General features: G+C 57.9%; 14 protein-coding genes. 5 read left to right on the forward strand and 9 right to left on the reverse strand.

Annotated elements, in window-relative coordinates; all coding sequences use genetic code 11:
• Positions 1 to 26 precede the first annotated feature (26 nt).
• Both GOX21_RS05010 and GOX21_RS05015 read right to left on the reverse strand, forming a co-directional pair.
• A complete protein-coding gene (locus GOX21_RS05010; RefSeq protein WP_170375867.1) occupies positions 27 to 1,349 on the reverse strand; it encodes a PQQ-like beta-propeller repeat protein in 1,323 nt (440 codons plus the stop codon).
• A 39-nt stretch (positions 1,350 to 1,388) separates the two neighbouring features.
• On the reverse strand, positions 1,389 to 2,060 hold the full coding sequence (locus tag GOX21_RS05015; RefSeq protein WP_170375868.1) for a hypothetical protein: 672 nt from the start codon (positions 2,058 to 2,060) through the stop codon (positions 1,389 to 1,391).
• Positions 2,061 to 2,285: 225 nt separating this feature from the next.
• On the opposite strand from GOX21_RS05015, the gene GOX21_RS05020 reads away from it, so the two are divergent.
• The gene (locus GOX21_RS05020; protein WP_170349118.1) at positions 2,286 to 3,518 is read left to right on the forward strand and encodes an efflux RND transporter periplasmic adaptor subunit; all 1,233 of its coding nucleotides are present in this window, start codon (positions 2,286 to 2,288) and stop codon (positions 3,516 to 3,518) included.
• Complete coding sequence (locus tag GOX21_RS05025; RefSeq protein ID WP_170375870.1) at positions 3,515 to 7,288, forward strand: efflux RND transporter permease subunit; 3,774 nt, start codon at positions 3,515 to 3,517, stop codon at positions 7,286 to 7,288. The genes GOX21_RS05020 and GOX21_RS05025 overlap by 4 nt, the downstream gene beginning before the upstream one ends.
• A gap of 46 nt (positions 7,289 to 7,334) precedes the next feature.
• Here the strand turns inward: GOX21_RS05025 and GOX21_RS05030 are convergent, their stop codons facing one another.
• The 4 genes from GOX21_RS05030 to GOX21_RS05045 form a co-directional block, all read right to left on the reverse strand.
• Positions 7,335 to 7,658 (reverse strand): hypothetical protein, encoded by a 324-nt coding sequence (locus GOX21_RS05030; RefSeq protein ID WP_170375872.1) that lies wholly within the window; start codon positions 7,656 to 7,658, stop codon positions 7,335 to 7,337.
• Positions 7,659 to 7,811: 153 nt separating this feature from the next.
• Positions 7,812 to 8,216 (reverse strand): DUF2147 domain-containing protein, encoded by a 405-nt coding sequence (locus tag GOX21_RS05035; protein ID WP_170359090.1) that lies wholly within the window; start codon positions 8,214 to 8,216, stop codon positions 7,812 to 7,814.
• A gap of 64 nt (positions 8,217 to 8,280) precedes the next feature.
• Complete coding sequence (locus tag GOX21_RS05040) at positions 8,281 to 10,086, reverse strand: ABCB family ABC transporter ATP-binding protein/permease (RefSeq protein ID WP_217353033.1); 1,806 nt, start codon at positions 10,084 to 10,086, stop codon at positions 8,281 to 8,283.
• A 79-nt stretch (positions 10,087 to 10,165) separates the two neighbouring features.
• Positions 10,166 to 11,512 carry a LysM peptidoglycan-binding domain-containing protein gene (locus tag GOX21_RS05045; protein WP_170375876.1) on the reverse strand — a complete coding sequence of 449 codons (1,347 nt, stop codon included), beginning with the start codon at positions 11,510 to 11,512 and terminating at the stop codon, positions 10,166 to 10,168.
• Positions 11,513 to 11,638: 126 nt separating this feature from the next.
• Here GOX21_RS05045 and GOX21_RS05050 point away from each other — a divergent pair, with 126 nt between their 5' ends.
• Entirely contained in the window at positions 11,639 to 12,190 is a 552-nt protein-coding gene (locus tag GOX21_RS05050; protein ID WP_170375878.1) for a TIGR00730 family Rossman fold protein, read from the forward strand.
• A gap of 44 nt (positions 12,191 to 12,234) precedes the next feature.
• Here the strand turns inward: GOX21_RS05050 and GOX21_RS05055 are convergent, their stop codons facing one another.
• From GOX21_RS05055 to GOX21_RS05065, 3 genes are all read right to left on the reverse strand, one after another.
• Positions 12,235 to 12,684, reverse strand: coding sequence for a host attachment family protein (locus tag GOX21_RS05055; protein ID WP_170349125.1), 450 nt, complete (start codon positions 12,682 to 12,684; stop codon positions 12,235 to 12,237).
• 207 nt (positions 12,685 to 12,891) lie between these two features.
• The gene (locus GOX21_RS05060) at positions 12,892 to 13,770 is read right to left on the reverse strand and encodes a metallophosphoesterase (protein ID WP_170375880.1); all 879 of its coding nucleotides are present in this window, start codon (positions 13,768 to 13,770) and stop codon (positions 12,892 to 12,894) included.
• 3 nt (positions 13,771 to 13,773) lie between these two features.
• Positions 13,774 to 14,373: a superoxide dismutase gene (locus tag GOX21_RS05065; RefSeq protein WP_170375882.1), complete on the reverse strand. Its 600-nt coding sequence runs from the start codon at positions 14,371 to 14,373 to the stop codon at positions 13,774 to 13,776.
• Between the two features lie 101 nt (positions 14,374 to 14,474).
• On the opposite strand from GOX21_RS05065, the gene GOX21_RS05070 reads away from it, so the two are divergent.
• Together GOX21_RS05070 and GOX21_RS05075 are read left to right on the forward strand one after the other, a co-directional pair.
• Positions 14,475 to 15,236 carry an FkbM family methyltransferase gene (locus GOX21_RS05070; RefSeq protein WP_170375884.1) on the forward strand — a complete coding sequence of 254 codons (762 nt, stop codon included), beginning with the start codon at positions 14,475 to 14,477 and terminating at the stop codon, positions 15,234 to 15,236.
• A 100-nt stretch (positions 15,237 to 15,336) separates the two neighbouring features.
• Complete coding sequence (locus tag GOX21_RS05075) at positions 15,337 to 15,726, forward strand: hypothetical protein (RefSeq protein ID WP_170375886.1); 390 nt, start codon at positions 15,337 to 15,339, stop codon at positions 15,724 to 15,726.
• The last annotated feature ends 1 nt before the right edge of the window (position 15,727 follow it).

A 15,727-nucleotide genomic window follows, 5' to 3' on the forward strand; every position in this document is an offset into this window, starting at 1 on the left:
GACGCGCCCTTTAGCGCATCTTGCGATCAACGGAAAGCGTGTAGATCACCTTTGGTCGAAACGACATACAACGTCTGCCCGGCCACTACCGGGGCCGTGGTGGCGCCGCCGGGAACCTCGACGCTGTTGACCAGCGTACCGTCGACCGGGCTAAAGAACCGCAGGAAACCGTCATTCGACGCGACAACGATGCGCCCACCGGCCAGGATCGGGCCATAATGCGCAACGATTGGACCACGGCGTTTGGGCTTGTCCTTGACAAAACCGGGCAAATCCTGCGCCCAGATGATCGAACCGTCTGCTCTGTTCAGCCGGACCAACTGACTGCGGTCACTGATCAGAAACAGGCTATCACCCGCAGGCCATGCCGTATCCACAGCCCCCTCATCCGCCGTCCAGATCCGCTCGCCCGAGGTGGCGTTAAATGCCACGGTGCGGCCCGAGTGATTACCGATATAGATCGTATCGCCTACTACCATGGGTCCACCGGTCACATCCACGATCTGTGCGGCCGCACGCCCCCGACGCCCGCCCGCGACCGAAGCGTTCCAGCGCCCGATACCACCCTTGCGGAAAGACGCGGAAATATCACCCGAACCAAAGGCAAAGACGGCAAACTCCTGTGCAATCACAGGGGCCGGAGCCCCCAGAACATTGCCCACGCTTGGCGTACCCTGAACTTGCCACGCGATGCGACCGTCCTTGGTGTTCACGGCCCAGCCGGTTTCATCACCTGCTACCAGATACAACATACCATCATTGACCAAAGGTGCGCCGTTTCCTGGGGCATTCAGGCGTTTTTGCCATTTGATCGCCCCAGTCTTCGCATCCAACGCCGTCAGACGCCCAAACCCGGACGACACGTAAAGCACACCATTGGCATAGGCCAATCCGCCGCCGGTCGCGTCCGCGTCGCCATCATTGACCGGGATAAGATTCTTGCTCCAGGCCACCTGTCCCTGCGGTGTAACCGCGGAAACGGTCGCGCCTGCATCCAGCGTATAAATCAGGCCACCGGCCACAACAGGTTCTGCGGTGATGCGACGCTTGCGTGAATCCCCATCCCCGATCGAGGTCGACCACACACGCTGAGGCGTCGCGCGCAGTGCCGCGTTGCCGGTGCGAAATGCGGGCGTCCCGGCGCTTTGCGACCAATTGGCGTTGGCTTTTTGCGCAGGCAGTCTGATCGGTTTCGAACCCTGGGTTACCAAAGTCACGTTGTCAGAGGTGGGCCGAATGTCTTCACGGGCACCTGGCAGGATGACCTCGGGTTCCTCACATGCGGCAAGAACACTCAGCGATAGGGCCGCAGCCGTCAATCCAATGCGGGAGAAAAGACTTGTCACCATGATACTCCGAACTCGCCTGTCATTCTAATTGCCGCCGGTTCAGCCCTGCTGGGCCACCAGTGGTTCCGGTTCGCCGCCAAGCGCGACAATCAGTTGCGCGGCGCGTTGCTGAAGGTCCACGCCAATCTCGGCGTCCTGCCGCATCGCCTGTAGACGCTCGATTGCTGCGTCCGCATTCCCCTCGGCGACATCAATCAGTGCAAGTTGTTCTTCGGCCAACAAGCGCAGCGGTGCGCCCGGCGCAGACAGCGCCTCGAACTGCTGACGGCGATCCGCCACGGGCAAAGTGTCACTTTGCAGCAGCAGAGCCTTGAATGTAGCAATCGCACGATAAATTTCCGGCAGATCAACCTGAACAGCGATGGCGTTCAGGCTGTCCACAGCTTCTTGCCGCGACCCGGCCTCAACCTGCGACGAAGACAGCAACATGTTCAGAACTGCATCACCGCCGGGTGTTACCGCATCAATGCTGGCCAGGCTGCTTGCACGTTCGGCCGAGTCATTCTGCGCGAGCGCGCTGAGAATCTCGTCACCCAGCTTTTCAGCCTGACCGGTGGTACGGGCCTTGCGAACCTCGTTAAACGCGGCCCCGCCAACGATGAGAACCACGGCCAGAACGCCGATCCAGCCCCAACGACGCAGCAGCAGATACAGGCGATCACGGCGAACCTCTTCGGTCACCTCATCAATAAAACTGTCGGTGTCGCTCATCCCTGCTCCCCGGGCTGTCACATTTTTCTATGGCGCCATGTCATACCCCGGCGACCTTGCCAAGCCAAGGGCCGGATTTCGCACATTTTCACGACGTCACGCCACCCTTGCGAAAAAAAGTGAACCGAACTATTCAGTTTAGTGTAGAAAACGAGCGTGCCTGCCCCCATTTTTAAACATGCACGCCGAAGGACAATCGGCAAAGAATTTTAAGAGAGGCCCCGTATGCGATTGATTTCATTCGTGAATGCGATTCTGGTGATTGCCGCGTTATTCCTTTTGGTCTTTGAACGCGACGCATTGTTTGCATTTGCCGGTCGCGGCGACTCTGAAACAGATACGTCATCCGAAGTAGAATCTGTATCCGATCCCCAGACGGCGCAGAATACAATCGGTGTGGTCGTCTTGCGCTCTTCCGCAAGGGAAATTGACAGCGCCGTGTTGTTGCGCGGCCAGACCAGAGCCAATCGCCAGGTCGAAGTTCTGGCCGAAACAACATCGACCGTGATTTCGGAACCCAAGCGCAAGGGTGCGTTCGTCGAAGCGGGCGACCTGCTGTGCGAGCTTGACCCAGGCACCCGCCCCGCCAGCCTGGCCGAGGCTATGGCCGCCAAACTTGAAGCCGAAAGCCGCATCCCCGAGGCCGAAGCTCGCCTGGAAGAGGCGCATGCCCTGGTTGCTGAGGCGCAAATCAACCTGACGGCCGCACAGAAACTGTCGGAAACCGGGTTTGGGTCGGAAACGCGACGGATTTCCAGCGAAGCCGCGATGCGCTCTGCCGAAGCGGGCGTCAAAACCGCCGAGGCCGGACTGGAGGCCACCCGCGCCGGGATCGAAGCCGCCACTGCCGAGGTCAAAGCCGCCCAGCGCGAGATTGACCGTCAGACCATCGAAGCCCCATTCAAGGGCCTGCTGGAAAGCGATACCGCCGAACTGGGCAGCCTGATGCAGCCCGGATCGCTGTGTGCGACCGTGATTCAATTGAACCCGATCAAGCTGGTGGGGTTCGTGCCCGAAACGGATGTAAACAAGATCATCGTCGGTTCGGAAGCATCGGCGCGCCTGATCACGGGTCTTGAGGTCAAAGGCCGCGTGACTTTTCTGAGCAGGTCGGCGGATGAAACGACCCGCACCTTCGAAGTTGAAATCACCGTTCCAAACCCGGAACTGGCCATTCGCGATGGTCAGACGGCCAATATCCGTATAGCCGCCGACGGGGCAAAGGCCCATCTGCTGCCGCAATCCGCCCTGACCTTGAACAACGAAGGGCAGATCGGTGTGCGCACGGTCGGCGCTGACCAGATCGTGGAATTCATGCCGATTCTGCTATTGCGCGACACCGCAGAAGGCGTCTGGGTTGATGGGCTACCGGAAACCTCTGATGTCATTGTGATCGGCCAGGAATTCGTGACGCAAGGCGTTAAGGTCGAACCAACCTACCAGGAAGCTGCACAATGACAGGATTGGTTGCATGGGCCGCCCACAGGGCCCGTATGGTGTTGGCCTTCATCGCTATCTCGCTGATTGTCGGCGGGTTTGCATATGTCAGCCTGCCTAAAGAGGGTGAACCGGATATCGAAATCCCGGCGCTTTTCGTCTCGGTCCAATTTCCCGGCATTTCCGCCGAGGATTCTGAGAACCTTCTGATCAAGCCGATGGAGACTGAACTGGCAGATCTGGACGGTCTCAAGGAAATGACCGCCACTGCTGCCGAAGGGTATGCCGGTATCGCGCTGGAGTTCGAATTCGGCTGGGATAAGACCGCGATCATGGCGGATGTACGCGACGCGATGAACAGCGCTCAGGCCGATTTCCCTGAAGGGGCTGAGCAGTATTCGCTTTTCGAGATTAACTTTTCAGAATTCCCTATCGTCATCGTCAACCTAACTGGCGCAGTCCCCGAGCGAACAATGGCGCGTATCGCCAAAGACTTGCAGGACGATCTTGAATCGCTGGATTCCGTTCTGGAAGCCGGGATTGCGGGCAACCGAGACGAATTGCTCGAGGTGATTATCGATCCACTCCGGCTGGAGGCTTACAACGTCTCGGCCGACGAATTGATCACAGTTGTCCAAAACAACAACCAGCTGATCGCTGCTGGTGAGGTGGATTCAGCACAAGGCACCTTCTCGGTCAAAATCCCGTCTTCATTCAAAACCGCTGAAGATGTCTACAGCCTACCCGTCAAGGTCAATGGCGACCGCGTGGTGACGATGGGTGAGCTTGCGCAGATCAACTATACTTTCGAAGACCGTGAAGGCACCGCGCGGTTTGACAACCAGTCCACGGTGGCACTTCAGGTGGTCAAACGCAAAGGCTACAACCTGATCGACACAGTGGACGACGTCAAAGCGACTCTTGCAGCAGCGCAAGAGAAATGGCCCGCCGAATTGCAGGCCGCCGTAGATGTTGGCACCTCGAACGACCAAAGCCGCATTGTCGATTCGATGGTGCGTCAGCTTGAAGGTTCGGTCCTAACCGCGATCGCGCTGGTGATGATCGTCGTTCTGGCCTCGCTGGGTACGCGCGCTGCGCTGTTGGTCGGGTTTGCAATCCCAACCTCGTTCCTGCTGAGCTTTGCTTTTCTTGCGGTCATGGGCGTCACCATCTCGAACATGGTGATGTTCGGGCTGATCCTTGCGGTGGGGATGCTGGTCGACGGTGCTATTGTTGTGGTTGAATACGCAGACAAGCGCATCAAAGAAGGCATCGGCCCGATGCACGCCTATGTCGAGGCGGCGCAGCGGATGTTCTGGCCCATCGTGTCCTCGACCGCGACGACGCTGTGTGCCTTCCTGCCGATGCTGTTCTGGCCCGGCGTGCCCGGCGAATTCATGAAGATGCTGCCGATCACGTTGATCTTCGTTCTGTCCTCTTCGCTGATCGTGGCGCTGATCTACCTGCCGGTCGTCGGCGGCGTATCCGGACGAATGAGCCGCACGTTCGATCGAACTTCGAATTGGCTGCGCAGTGTGGCCCCGTGGTGGGTTCGCGCAATTATGGTCCCCCCATCGCTGTACATGATCTTCTTGGGCGCGATGCAGATGCTGAACCCTGACTATCTGCTGCCCGGGGGCGTGCTGTCGGGTGCCTTGCTGTTCGTCTTCGGTGGCTTTGCAGGGTCGGTGACCCTGAGCGCCGCCAAAATCGAGCGGCAAAAGCAAGAACGCGTCCACACAGCGCGTGAACACTCTGTGTTCGGTTATCTGATAAAGTTCCTGGTCGGCAACCCGGTCATGCCGCTCGTATCAATCATGGCAGTCGGTTTTTGCGTCTGGCAGGTGATGTCGTACTACGGAGAAAACAACCGCGGCGTTGAGTTCTTTGTCGAAACCGAACCGGAACAGGCCACGGCCTATGTCCGCGCACGGGGCAACCTGTCATTGCAGGAAAAAGACGCGATGGTGTTGGCCGCCGAAGAGGTAATAGGCGCACACCCAGCCGTAACCAACGTGTTCGCTTTTGCCGGTGAAGGCGGCCTGAACCAGAACAACGGCGGTGCCGAAGCTCCGGCGGATACCGTCGGTCGTGTGCAGTTCGAAATCACTCCGTGGGAGGACCGCCCAACGCTGACCGAACCCGCGTTTTTCGGTCTGTTCGATCGCGAAATCATCGCCCCGGAGTACGACGGTGATTTCGTTCTAGACGAGTTGAATGCAGAACTTGCCAAACTGCCTGGTTTCATCGTGGAAATCCTGCCGCTGGAACAGGGTCCGGCCTCAGCTAAACCTGTGCATCTGCGTATCAAAGGAGACGGTTGGGAGGAATTGACCACAGCGACCGAAGCCGCGCGGGCTGTGTTTGACGAAACGCCCGGTCTGATCAAGATCGAAGACACTATGCCCCTGCCCGGCATCGACTGGCAGATCGACGTGGACGTCGCCAAGGCCGGACGTTTCGGGGCTGATGTCGCCACGGTTGGCGCAATGGTACAGTTGGTCACCCGTGGCATTCTTCTGGGCGAAATGCGTCCGGACAACACCGACGAAGAAGTCGAAATCCGCGTGCGCCTGCCCGAACAGGACCGGGTTCTGTCGACGCTGGATTCGCTCAAGGTCCGCACTCCTGACGGGCTAGTGCCGCTGTCCAACTTTGTCACCCGCCAACCGGTGGCCAAGCTTGCCGAGATCAACCGGATCGACCAGCAGCGTTACTATGACGTCAAAGCAGATGTCGAGCCGGGCCTGTCCAAGGTGGTAGTCGACGGCCCTGACGGAACCGAACAGAGACTGGCCGTTGTGCGTGCGGTCGAAGAAGGCGCGGACGCCAACGGGACAACCATCACCAGCTCCGATGGCACGGTATTTGAGCTGTTCCAACTAACCGGTGCCGAAACCGTCGAGGACCTGCGCACAGCTATTGCGGGAGAAGGGGCGCGGTTCGCGCTGGTCAATCCGAATGAACGGATCGCAGTGCTGACGGAATGGCTGAACACCAGCCCCTTCTCGAACACGATTGCCTGGGAGTGGACCGGCGATCAGGAGGATCAAGAGGAATCCGGGGCCTTCCTGCAAAGCGCTTTCCTGGGTGCTTTGGGCCTGATGTTCGTGATCCTGCTGGCGCAGTTCAACTCGTTCTACAACTCGGTACTGGTGCTGCTGGCGGTTGTTCTGTCGACCACCGGGGTTCTGATCGGAATGATCGTTATGGGGCAACCGTTCTCGATCATCATGACCGGCACGGGCATCGTGGCGCTGGCAGGGATCGTGGTGAACAACAACATCGTTCTGATCGACACCTATCAGGAATACAGCCGCTATATGCCCCGGATCGAAGCCATCATCCGCACGGCTGAGGCGCGTATCCGTCCGGTTCTGCTGACCACATTGACCACGATGGCTGGTCTGACACCCATGATGTTCGGCCTGTCGCTGGACTTCATCAATGGTGGTTATTCGATCAACAGCCCCACCGCGTTGTGGTGGAAGCAGCTGGCCACGGCGGTGGTCTTCGGATTGGGCATTGCGACGGTTCTGACGCTGATCGTGACGCCTTCACTGTTGGCGTTGCGCGTTTGGGTTTCGACCTACACGATATGGCTGGGCCGGGCACTGGCGCGCGCGACATCCGGTCGATCCAGCCAATTGGCGCAGGATATGGCGATTGGCAAAGCCGTCCGTCAGGCACAAGCGACCGAGGTGGTCTGGGGCGACGAAACGCCCCCTGCGTCCAAAGATGCCCAGGCGCCCGAACATCCGCCGGGATCACCCCTAAAGGCGGCAGAATAAAAGAATGGCGAGCCCAACGGTTCGCCATTATTCGTTTCAGACAGTCTTAGTCAGTAAAGACGTATTCACCCAGATCGCACAGGTCTACGCCGTAATCTTCCGCGCTGGACCCGTCGGAAAACGCGCCGCGAATATCATAGACACAGTTGGTCAGACCGTCAGCAATCAACACGTCTGCTTCGTATCCCGGCGCGATGTAATCGCCTTGCAGCAAGTTTGCTTCCCATTCATTGGACGCACTTGCCGAGACATTGAATTCGACCAGATCGACGCTGCTTTCATTACCCAGCAAAAATACCAGATCCTCGGCGGAGGCGGTCGACGCAAACAGCGACGCCAGAACGATCGGCGTAGCAAAGAACTTCTTCATTAGTGTTTCCCTGATTTATTGCCCAACACCACTCGGTTGGTACTGCCCGTCATAACGGAGCAATATCATCGGTCAATCGGCAATCACCCACAGTCAGAGTGCTGGTCGTAGCGCAAGACTTAGTTGCAACAAAATCTTGTCAGAAGGAGCGGGTCACTTGGACAGACGGGTCCATTTCTGGTGCCCGCACACAACATGCTCGCATCCGCGCACGGTCAAGGTGTCACCGCTCAGCGTCATTTGCGGCACCACATCCACATTGACCATGGGAATCCAGAAATCACCGCCGCCATATTTGCCGCCCCCTTCGCTGGCCACATCCCAGAATAGCTTTTTGCCGATGTTGGGGGTCTGCACCTCTTTCCCAGATTTGTCATAGGCCGATTGAATCTGACCACAGAACTTGTCTCCGCAGGCAGATATCTGGATATGCGAAATCAGGTTCTTGCGATCCGGTTCGGTTTTCCAGACACCGACAATGGGATCAGCCGCCGCCATCACTGGCATCAGCACGGCAATCACGACCGGAACAACAGAGGTTCTTTTTAATCTGCGCATCAAACCAACTCCTCCAAAAACCCATTCAGTATATCACATAGTCCAGTCGGAGGACGGTTTCGGTTCAGGCAGCCTGCGCATCCGATTGCTGACGGCTCCACAGTTGCGCATAACGACCCTCGCGTTGCAGCAGCTCATCATGGGTGCCCTGCTCCAATATCTCGCCTTGCTCCAAAACAACGATACGGTCGGCCTCGGCGATGGTGCTGAGACGATGCGCGATGGTCAGAACCGTACGCCCCTCTCCGGCCCGCGCCAAAGCATCCTTGATGTCCTGCTCGGTGTCGGTATCCAGTGCCGAGGTCGCCTCGTCCAGCAACAGGATCGGGGGATTCTTCAACAAAGTGCGCGCAATACCGACCCGCTGTTTTTCACCGCCGGACAGTTTCAGCCCACGCTCACCAACCTTGGTGTCATACCCTTCGGGCAGCGTTACAACGAATTCGTGAATCTGGGCTGCCTTGGCTGCGGCTTCGACCTCTTCCTGAGTGGCGCCATCGCGGCCATAGGCGATGTTGTAGCGGATCGTATCGTTGAACAGCACCGTATCCTGTGGCACCACACCGATGGCGGCATGCAGACTGTTCAGGGTCACGTCGCGCACATCCTGCCCGTCGATCCTCAGCGCTCCGCCAGTCACATCATAGAACCGGAACAGCAGCCGCCCGATGGTGGATTTACCCGAACCGGTGGCCCCGACAATAGCCACGGTCTGCCCCGCCGGAACGGTCAGTGAGATGCCTTTGAGGATTTCACGATCCGCATCATAACCAAACCGCACGTTGTCCAGCGTCACCTCGCCGCCATTGATCGCAAGGTTCGGCGCGCAGGGCTTGTCTGTTACCTCGGTAGGTTGTTCCAGCAGATCAAACATCTGCCCCATATCGACCAGCGATTGACGGATTTCACGATACACCGTGCCCAGAAAGTTCAACGGCACGGTGATTTGGATCATGTAGGCGTTGACCATGACAAAATCACCCACGGTCAGCGTACCATTCTGCACACCGATGGCGGCCAAAACCATCACGCCGATCAGTCCGCAGGTGATCAGAAAAGACTGCCCGAAATTCAGGAAGGCCAGCGAATAAGCCGTTTTCAGCGCCGCGCCAGCATAGGCTTTCATCGAGACATCATAGCGTTCAGCTTCGCGCTGTTCGGCGTTGAAATATTTGACGGTTTCAAAGTTCAGCAGACTATCGATAGCGCGCTGGTTGGCCTCAGTATCCTGATCGTTCATCTCGCGCCGCAGTTTAACGCGCCACTCAGTCACCGCGAAGGTGAACCAGATATAAAGCGCAATGGTCACCGCGACGACGACCAGATACCAGACATCGAACAGCCACATAAGGATGATCGCGACCAGTAGCAATTCCAGGATCAGCGGCCCGATGGAAAACAACAGGAACCGCAACAGGAATTCCACACCCTTCACCCCGCGCTCAATGATCCGGCTGAGACCGCCGGTTCGGCGCGTCACGTGATAGCGCATCGACAATTGATGAATGTGCTGGAAGGTTTCCAGCGCCAGCGCCCGCAACGCCCGTTGCCCGACCGGGGCAAAAGACGCGTCGCGCAGCTGCTGAAATCCCACGGTCATCATCCGTGCAACACCGTAGGCTACGGTTAATCCTACCGCTCCCAGCGCCAGTGGCGGTACGCCCTCACCGGCTAGACCGTCGACCGCGCCCTTGTACAAAATTGGCGTGTACACCGCGATTAGCTTGGCCAGAACCAACATTCCCATTGCCAACACAACACGGCGTTTGACCCAAGGTTCGTCCTCGGGCCAGAGGTATGGTGATACCTTGCGGATCGTGCGCCAGCCGGAGCGGCGCTCGTTCGTTTCTGGCATGTCGTCTGAATGCATCGGGGCTGATCGTCTCATCACGTTCCTGGTCTGCGGTCAGAGATAGCCCCCCGCCCCCGCAGGGGCCAGAGGCTAAAGCTTATTCGGGGATCGTGAAGATCTGCCCGGGATAGATCAGGTCCGGATCACGGATCGCGCTCCGGTTGGCTTCGAACAGCTTCACATACAGGACACCGTCGCCAAACCGTTCGCGGGAAATGGCCCAGAGCGTGTCACCCTTCTGCACAGTGACCGACCGGATCGGCGGGGCATCCTCTGCTGCCTCGGGGCTATCCGTCGCCTCGGCGGCGCGCAGCACTTCGGTGGCCTCACGTTTGAATGGCGTTTCAATACGGCTAACGACGGTACCATCCGGTGCAATCTCGTCAGCGCGCAGGGTGTAGACGCCGGGGTCGACCCCGTCCAACTCGCTGCGCCATTTGCCGTCATCGGCCGGGGACAGATCATCGACCAGCCGGTTGTCCAAATACAGGCGCACAGCCGATCCATCCGGTACCCGGCCTGTCAGTTCAACCTCGCCAGCATCGGAGTACCCAATGGTGTCGAGTGCGATCTGTTCCGGTTCCTGCGGTTGGCTTGTTGGACCTTGCACCAGTTCAACCCCGTCCTCCCCAGACCGCAGGATAGCGACCTGTTGATCCGGCGTGTCCTCAGCCGGAGCCTCGGCAACCTGTTCCGTTTGACCTTCGGTCGACGGCGCGTCAGTTTCAGCCGTGTCGGAAGAGGGCAAGTCAGTGGCAGCCGTGTCGGTCGACGCCGCCTGATCCGTTTCGGTTGCCTGCGCCACTTCGGGTTCTTGCGTTACATCCTCAGCCGTATCCGCGACAGAAACAGCGTCATCCGCAGCTTCAGGTTCGGGCAGTGCAGCAATCACGTAGTCGTCCGAGCGCACCGGTTGATCGCCCTGCGTCTCCAACGTCAAACCGCGCGCTGTATCGGCGAATGGAATCGAAACGAATTCGGCAAACTGACCGCTAGGATCGACCGTGAAACTATGCACCGCTTCTCCGTCCAGCAGCACGTTGACCTCGGAACCCGGTTCGGCAGAACCTGACAGAACCGTATTGCCGTCCGATTCAACAAAAATTTGATCCAACAGCGGTTTCACAGGCGGCTCAGCTTGGGCTGCCTCTTCCTCAGCCGGTGTTTCAGGCACCGCCTCTTCGGCAGCAGGTGGGGTCGCAGCCTCGGCGCTTTGCTCATCTTCTGCGGCAGGTGGTGTGGAACTTTCGGCAGGTTGCTCAGCGGGCTCAGCGCTGTCCTCCTGGGTCTGAACTGCGACTTCGACCTCTGGTGCCGGTTCTTCCGAGTCCCCCCCGACCATACCGGACCAGTACAATCCACCCGCTCCGATTAAAACTGCGATACCGGCGATCACCCCCCAGGTGAAGGTGCCAGAGCTTCCGCTTCCCGACTCGGCGTTCATTCTTTTCCTTTCACTCCGCAGCGCAAGTGCCGTGCCTTCAACACATTCTGCCCGGCGGTTGAGCCAATCTATCAATCCCGCTATCAGGGGTCAAAAGCCCAGGCACAACCCCGGAGAGCGTTCACGATGTCTCAGAAATCTGTTTGTGTGTATTGCGGGTCACGCAATGGCGCAAATTCCGCCTATTCCGAAGCCGCAAGTGCATTCGGAACGATGCTGGCACAAGAAGGCTGGCGTTTGGTCTATGGCGCCGGGGATGTCGGCCTGATGGGCGAAGTTGCCCGTGCTGCGCAATCCGCTGGCGGCGACACATTCGGCGTGATCCCCGTTCACCTGCTGAAACGCGAGGTCGGCAAAACCGACCTGACCCGCTTTGTGGTCACCGAAACGATGCACGAGCGCAAAAAGGTCATGATCATGAATGCAGATGCTGTGGTCGTGCTTCCGGGCGGCCCGGGGTCGCTGGATGAGCTGTTCGAGGCGCTGACATGGCGGCAGCTGGGCCTGCATGACAAACCCATTCTGGTAATGAACGTGGATGGTTACTGGGACGCGCTGCACGAGCTGGTGCAGCGCGTCATCGGTCAGGGGTTCGCGGATGAGTCGTTGGCGGATTACATCACTTGGGTTGATGATCCGGCCTCGGCGATGTCGACACTGCGCGGGTTCCTGACCTGACCGGTGGACGGAACGCTGAGACCGCCCACCGGGGGATAAATCGGCTAAACTGCCGGGTTCAGGCGGCTGGTCAGAAGCTTTTCGACCTTGTGCATTGGGTGGTTGGTCAGGGTCTTGTCCACCTCGGCCACGACCTTGGCAAGTACCTCGCTGTGCAGGCGACGGCGCAACAGGCCCAGCACATGCGGGCTGGCAACCAGAACCAACCGATTGAAGGCCCCTTTCAATCCCTTACGGTTTAGAAGATTGGCAACATCCTGCACGAAAAGGGATTTGGCGTGGGTCTTCCAGTTTGGCTCTTCAACCGACGATTTCTGGTTCGGCCCGGTATCAAAGCGCCGCCCGGCCCGGTCGGTGGGTCGGCTAACCCCATCCTGTTCTTCAACCGAAACAACCACCAGATTGGGGTCTTCGGCATCGGTGATGTTCTCGACGAACAACGCCTTTTCCCCATCGGCAATAACAACCCAGGTTCCCTGTTCAAGTGCGACCATCGTGATCTCCTGTCATGTTTCTACGGCCATCCCTCAATTAACAGGCATAGGTTTACCCTGACGCAACCAAAGGTTTCCGGCGCGTTGCCTGTGCATTTTCATATGGTTAGCGGTTCTCTCCCTCCGCCACACCCAAGGTAGGCACTGCGAGGTTGCGTGCAAACCCGTCTCAGTATGAAACTTTGTTCATAGGCGGGTTTTCTCCTGTCAGGCTGACAGTTCGATCACCGTGATTTCGGGCGTTACACCAAAACGAACGGGCAGGATCGAACACCCGATCCCACCAGACACGACCAAATCGCGTCCGTCTTCGTGTACATGCCCATAGGCATAACGATTTCCGTACTTGGACGGCACCACCGGCGACCAACCAAACAGCCGCACCTGCCCACCATGCGTGTGGCCGGACAAAGTCAGCGCCACATTTTCCGGGATGTCGGGAAAGATATCAGGCTCATGCGCCATCATTACCACGGGCGCGTCGTCGGTCACTTGCGCCATGGTTCCCGGCAGATCATCCAGACCCACAAGCTTGCCATTGCGTCTGAAGGCAAGTTGATCCTCAAGCCCGGCCAGCCAGATGCCCAAATCGTCCAGGCGCATTGCCTCGTTGGACAGCACTGTAATGCCCTGCCCCTGAAACGCGGTGGCGAATTTGTTCGGCCCACCGCCACGCCGTTGGGCATCCTCATCATCCCACCAGTCATGGTTTCCGAGAACAGCATAAACTCCGCTGCGCGCCTCAAGCTGTCCAAGAACCGGAGCCAGATCTTCAGCTTCGACTTTAGCGGTGATGCCGTCGTAGTGGCCCGCATAATCCCCCAACAGCAAGATCAGATCGGGGGCCAGTGCATTGGTACGCCGCACTACCTGCCGGACACGATCAAGGCCGACATAAGGCTCACCAACGTGCAGATCGGACAGAACCGCGATCCGTAGCGGCTGCGCTGTCCAATCCTTGCGCCGCACGCGCCACTTGCGCACGCGCAATCGCAGCGAGGGCTCGATAAAAAACCCATAGGCTGCAACAAACAGGCCTGCCAGCGTGGTCGCCAGCAGGCCCTTTATGAACCTTCTGCGGTTCAAGGATTACATCCGCGATGCAACGTTTTCCCAGTTCACCAGATTGTCGAGGAAGTTCGACAGGTAAGCCGGGCGTTTGTTGCGGAAATCGATGTAATACGAGTGCTCCCAGACGTCACAACCCAGCAGCGCTGTCTGACCAAAGCACAGCGGGTTCACGCCGTTTTCGGTCTTGGTTACAGCCAGCGAACCGTCCGAGTTCTTGACCAGCCACGCCCAGCCCGAACCGAACTGACCAGCACCAGCAGCGCTGAACTGCGACTTGAATTCGTCAACCGAGCCAAAGCTCTCGGTCAGGGCTTTTTCCAACTCACCCGGCATGGCGTTGCCTCCGGGGCCCATCATTTCCCAGAACTGGTTGTGGTTCCACAGTTGGCTGATGTTGTTGAAGATGCCGTTCTGCGCGACTGCGTTTGCGTCGTAGGTGCCAACGATGATCTCTTCCAGCGATTTGCCGTCCCACTCGGTTCCGGCGATCAGCTTGTTGCCGTTGTCGACATATGCCTTGTGGTGCAGATCGTGGTGATATTCCAGCGTTTCTGCGGACATTCCCTTGGCTGCCAGCGCGTCATGTGCATAAGGAAGATCAGGAAGTTCAAAAGCCATGTCGGCCCCCTGTAATAAATGTAAGTTGCGGTTCCCAAGGTTAAATGCTTTGACAGTCGCCATAGGTCAAGGCCCGTGACAATAAAACCCGGAGGTCCGCGATGCTGACACAGGCGCGCAAGATGTTTTACCGCGCCCGCGGGTACTATGCAGGCAGCCTGAATGGCGAACCGTTTCATCTGGACCCTTATCATTCGAAATTCTGGCGCAAAGCCTCAGCCGGTGCGTGGGAGCCCGAAACTTTCGCCATTCTCGACGAATATCTCTCGTCCGACAGCGACTATCTGGATATCGGCGCCTGGATCGGCCCCACCGTGCTTTACGGTGCCCGTCGCGCCCGGCACGTGTGGTGTTTTGAGCCCGATCCGACTGCATTTAGGTATCTGGCGTGGAATCTGGACCTGAACGACATCCACAACGTCTCGGCTTTTGGCGTGGCGCTGTCCAACCAGTTCGGCGTGGCCCGCATGGCCTCGGTACGCGGCGAGCCGGGCGATTCTACCAGTTCCTTACTGCATGACGGCACGCATGGCAGCGACGCCCTGACAATTGCATGGGATCAGTTCGAGGCCGCAAATGACCTGTCCGGCGTATCTCTGGTCAAAATGGATATCGAAGGGGCCGAATATTTCGTATTGCCCACTCTGATTGCCTGGTTGAAGAAACAGCGCCCCGCCCTGCTGCTATCGCTGCACGCCCCGCTGTTGGCAACGGATAATCGATTGGAGAAGACGAAAAACCTGTTGGATCTTTTGGGTTTCTATTCCGCGGTCGCTGACGAAAACTCCCAACCAATTACAGCGGAACAACTATTGAATCCGAACGCTCTTGCGCAATACAAAACACTGTTGTTGCGCAATTGACAGTATCCCAAAAACGTTCTGAATAACTGCCTGGAACCTCTTGTTCTTTCTGCCCGTTTTTGAAATTTCCTGTACCCGGATACAAGGAAATCGGAAAAATATGAAATATCTCAGCATTGTTGCTTTGGCCGCATTTTTTGCACACGGCGCCATGGCGGAAACAGTTACCTACAATTGCAAAATGACCAAACAGGACAGCCACGGCTGGATCGCGCGGAGCTATGCCTTTCAAGTGGACGCCGAAGACGGTTGGGCAAAGGTAGCGAGCAGACCTGAATGGATCGACACTAAATACAAAAGCCGTGGCAACAAGGGTGTTCGGATGGTCTGGACCGAAACACGACGCGCTTCTGCCGGTGGTAATTTGCGTGTCAAGTATCAGGCAAACCTAAATCCCGCTGATAACAGCCTCAAAGTTCGTATGTCTTTCGTCAGTACAAACGCCTCTAACAAGCCTTACGGTCTTGGCACTTGCAGCGTTGAAAGTTAAA

This window comes from Ruegeria atlantica (assembly GCF_013032005.1).
Classification (GTDB): Bacteria; Pseudomonadota; Alphaproteobacteria; order Rhodobacterales; family Rhodobacteraceae; genus Ruegeria; species Ruegeria atlantica_A.

What these genes read in the sequence shown, in the direction of transcription:
- GOX21_RS05050 (WP_170375878.1), top strand. Translation starts at nt 11,639, where the DNA reads ATGTCTCAGAAATCTGTTTGTGTGTATTGCGGGTCACGCAATGGCGCA.
- GOX21_RS05010 (WP_170375867.1), bottom strand. Translation starts at nt 1,349, where the DNA reads ATGGTGACAAGTCTTTTCTCCCGCATTGGATTGACGGCTGCGGCCCTA.
- GOX21_RS05015 (WP_170375868.1), bottom strand. Translation starts at nt 2,060, where the DNA reads ATGAGCGACACCGACAGTTTTATTGATGAGGTGACCGAAGAGGTTCGC.
- GOX21_RS05055 (WP_170349125.1), bottom strand. Translation starts at nt 12,684, where the DNA reads ATGGTCGCACTTGAACAGGGAACCTGGGTTGTTATTGCCGATGGGGAA.
- GOX21_RS05075 (WP_170375886.1), top strand. Translation starts at nt 15,337, where the DNA reads ATGAAATATCTCAGCATTGTTGCTTTGGCCGCATTTTTTGCACACGGC.
- GOX21_RS05020 (WP_170349118.1), top strand. Translation starts at nt 2,286, where the DNA reads ATGCGATTGATTTCATTCGTGAATGCGATTCTGGTGATTGCCGCGTTA.
- GOX21_RS05040 (WP_217353033.1), bottom strand. Translation starts at nt 10,086, where the DNA reads ATGCATTCAGACGACATGCCAGAAACGAACGAGCGCCGCTCCGGCTGG.
- GOX21_RS05035 (WP_170359090.1), bottom strand. Translation starts at nt 8,216, where the DNA reads ATGCGCAGATTAAAAAGAACCTCTGTTGTTCCGGTCGTGATTGCCGTG.
- GOX21_RS05030 (WP_170375872.1), bottom strand. Translation starts at nt 7,658, where the DNA reads ATGAAGAAGTTCTTTGCTACGCCGATCGTTCTGGCGTCGCTGTTTGCG.
- GOX21_RS05065 (WP_170375882.1), bottom strand. Translation starts at nt 14,373, where the DNA reads ATGGCTTTTGAACTTCCTGATCTTCCTTATGCACATGACGCGCTGGCA.
- GOX21_RS05025 (WP_170375870.1), top strand. Translation starts at nt 3,515, where the DNA reads ATGACAGGATTGGTTGCATGGGCCGCCCACAGGGCCCGTATGGTGTTG.
- GOX21_RS05045 (WP_170375876.1), bottom strand. Translation starts at nt 11,512, where the DNA reads ATGAACGCCGAGTCGGGAAGCGGAAGCTCTGGCACCTTCACCTGGGGG.
- GOX21_RS05070 (WP_170375884.1), top strand. Translation starts at nt 14,475, where the DNA reads ATGCTGACACAGGCGCGCAAGATGTTTTACCGCGCCCGCGGGTACTAT.